This window comes from Roseateles sp. P5_E11, from assembly GCF_054049355.1.
The window spans coordinates 1-3141 of the sequence record NZ_JBFUMO010000636.1; the positions used below are offsets into that span (position 1 = coordinate 1).

Annotated in this window: 2 protein-coding genes, 1 tRNA gene and 1 pseudogene; all 4 read left to right on the forward strand. The window is 66.6% G+C overall.

Annotated elements, in window-relative coordinates:
- Nucleotides 1–1283: tRNA lysidine(34) synthetase TilS (tilS, locus tag ACXJKR_RS28300; protein ID WP_457325666.1), on the forward strand; the 1283-nt coding region annotated here is incomplete at its 5' end.
- Between the two features lie 60 nt (nucleotides 1284–1343).
- Nucleotides 1344–2624, forward strand: coding sequence for an aspartate kinase (locus ACXJKR_RS28305; RefSeq protein ID WP_457325667.1), 1281 nt, complete (start codon nucleotides 1344–1346; stop codon nucleotides 2622–2624).
- 48 nt (nucleotides 2625–2672) lie between these two features.
- Nucleotides 2673–2766, forward strand: a tRNA-Ser gene (locus tag ACXJKR_RS28310).
- Nucleotides 2767–2787: 21 nt separating this feature from the next.
- Nucleotides 2788–3141: pseudogene (locus tag ACXJKR_RS28315) on the forward strand (hypothetical protein); the annotation flags it as partial.

Below are 3141 nucleotides of genomic sequence, written 5' to 3' on the forward strand. Positions count from 1 at the left end.
GAACAGGTGATGCGGTCGCCGTCGCCTTCAGCGGCGGCCTGGATTCCACGGCCCTGTTGCATGCGACCGCTCGCGCGGCGCAAGGCAGCAGGGTCGTTGCCCTTCATGTCCACCACGGCCTGCAGCCGCAGGCCGACGACTGGGTCGCGCATTGCGAGCGCGTGGCGCATGAGTTCGGAGCGGCCTATGTCTGCACGCGGCTGAGCGGATCGCCGGCGCGCGGCGACAGCGTGGAGGCCTGGGCTCATGCGGGCCGGCATCGCGCCCTGCACGACATGGCTGTTGCGGCGGGGGCCGACCTGCTGCTGCTGGCCCATCACCGACAGGACCAGGCCGAGACCTTCGTGCTGCAGGCTTTGCGCGGCGCCGGCACGGCGGGCCTTGCTGGCATGCCCAGGGCGCAATGGCGCGACGGCGTCTGCTGGGCACGGCCCTGGCTTGATCAGCCGCGCGACCTCATCCGCGCTTACGCCGAGCAGCATGGGCTCAGCTGGATAGAAGATCCGAGCAATGCCGATGCGCGCCATGCCCGCAACCGACTGCGCCAGACGCTGTGGCCGGCCTTTGCGGCGGCCGAGGCGGGCCTGGCCCAGTCGGCGCGCTGGGCGCAGCAGGCTGAGGAACTGGCTGCGGAAGTCGCGGCATCCGACCTTGCGGAGCTCGCGACCGCCGAGCGGCTGGATCTGGCCGCCGTGTTCCGCCTGTCGCCCGCCCGCGCAAGCAACGCGCTACGCGCCTGGCTGTCGCGGTACGCGAGCGTGCCGGCCAGCCTGGTCGAGCGCCTGCGGTCTGAATGGCATTCGGGCGCCACGCTGTCCTGGCCCGCGCCCGGTGGTGCCGTGCACGCCTATCGCGACGGCCTTTACTGGGCCGCCGAATCGGCCGCCCCGCCGCCTGCGTCGATGCTGAACCTGAGTCGCCCCGGCCTGCATCCTCAGCCGGCCTGGCAGGGCGCATGGCTCGTCGAGCCGGCCTCGCCCGGCATCGCGGTGGCGCGACTCGCCCAACTGACTCAGCGCGCTCGCACCGGCGGTGAGCAATTCCAACGGGCTCCGGCCTCCGTGCAGCGTGCTCTCAAGAAGGCCTGCCAGGAAGCCGGCCTGCCGCCGTGGCGGCGCGGCGGGCCACTGCTTTTTGACACGCAGCAGCGCCTCATTGCCGTCGCCGGGCTTGGCATGGACGCCCGTGCCTTCGCCGATCAAGATGAGCCGAAGCTGTCCTTGCGCTGGCTGGAGGACGCAGCCTTGCCGCAGAGCGAAGGCGACGGCGGGACTGCCGCTTAAAATCGGGGGTTTGCGAGCATCCGTCCCGGCAGCTCACTCTTCCAGCCTTCGCTCAAACACATGGCTCTGATCGTCCACAAGTACGGCGGCACCTCGATGGGGTCCACCGATCGCATCCGCAACGTGGCCAAACGCGTCGCCAAATGGGTGCGCGCCGGCCACCAGCTGGTGGTCGTGCCCTCGGCGATGAGCGGTGAAACCAACCGTCTGCTCGGTCTGGCCAAGGAACTGTCACCGGCCAGCATGACGCCGGCCGTGATGCGCGAGATGGACGCCATCGCCGCCACCGGCGAGCAGGTCTCCGTCGGCCTGCTGGCCATTGCGCTGCAGGCCGAAGGGCTGGAAGCGGTCAGCTATGCCGGCTGGCAGGTGCCGGTGGCCACCGACTCGTCCTTCACCAAGGCCCGCATCGAGAGCATCGACGATGTCCGCGTGCGTGCTGACCTGGCCGCTGGGAAGGTGGTTGTCATCACCGGCTTCCAGGGCATCGACCCGGAAGGCCACATCACGACGCTGGGCCGCGGGGGTTCCGACACGTCGGCCGTGGCGATTGCTGCGGCGATGAAGGCTGCCGAATGTCTGATCTACACCGACGTGGACGGCGTCTACACGACCGACCCGCGCGTGGTGCCCGAGGCGCGGCGCCTGAGCACCATCACGTTCGAGGAAATGCTGGAGATGGCCTCGCTCGGCTCCAAGATCCTGCAGATCCGCTCCGTGGAGTTCGCGGGCAAGTACCGCGTGCCGCTGCGCGTGCTGTCCAGCTTCACACCCTGGGACATCGACATCACTGAAGAGGCCGCCTCCGGCACGCTGATCACTTTCGAACAAGAGGACGAGAACATGGAACAAGCCGTCGTTTCGGGTATTGCCTTCAACCGTGACGAGGCCAAGGTGACGCTGCTCGGCGTGCCCGACAAGCCCGGCATCGCCTTCCAGATCCTGGGACCCGTGGCCGAGGCCAACATCGACATCGACGTCATCATCCAGAACGTCTCCCACGACGGCAAGACCGACTTCTCCTTCACCGTGCACCGCAACGACTACGCGCGCACGATGGAGCTGCTGCAGAACACGGTCGGCCCGGCCACCAACGCCAGCAAGGTCGTCGGCGACCCCAAGATCTGCAAGGTCTCCATCGTTGGTATCGGCATGCGCTCGCATGTCGGCGTGGCCAGCAAGATGTTCCGCGCGTTGAGTGAAGAGGGCATCAACATCCAGATGATCTCCACCAGCGAGATCAAGACCAGCGTCGTCATCGACGAGAAGTACATGGAGCTGGCCGTGCGCGCATTGCACAAGGCCTTCGACCTCGATCAGGAAGCCGCTACCGCGGCCTGATTTCTGTCTGAGATTGCTCCGCACTGGTATAGAATGCGGGGCTGTGCTGGAGACGTGACCGAGTGGCCGAAGGTGCTCCCCTGCTAAGGGAGTATTTGCGCTAAAACGCGAATCGAGGGTTCGAATCCCTCCGTCTCCTCCAAACACATCAAAGCCCGTCCTCGTGACGGGCTTTGTCTTTTCGGCGTTCCAACAGGCGCTTTTGGGCGATTCGTCACGAATTGATCGTTTCAAGTCCAAATTTGCCAAATCTCCCGTTTATTCGGTTATTTATGATCGCCACGTGGCGGTCAAGACAATAAATCGGGTGAGGCAGGGCTTCGCTACCCTGCTGGTGCTTGCCGGGGCGCTGCTGGCCGCTGCGGCCGCGCGCGCCGTGCAGCCCATCACTCATGCTCTGCCGGTGTCGCCGACCACCGTCCGGCTTTTCGTGCCCTTCATGGCCGGCGGTGAGGCCGACGGCTCGGCGCGCAATTTCGTCCAGAGCGCGACACGCGTTGGCGGCGTGGGCTTCGAG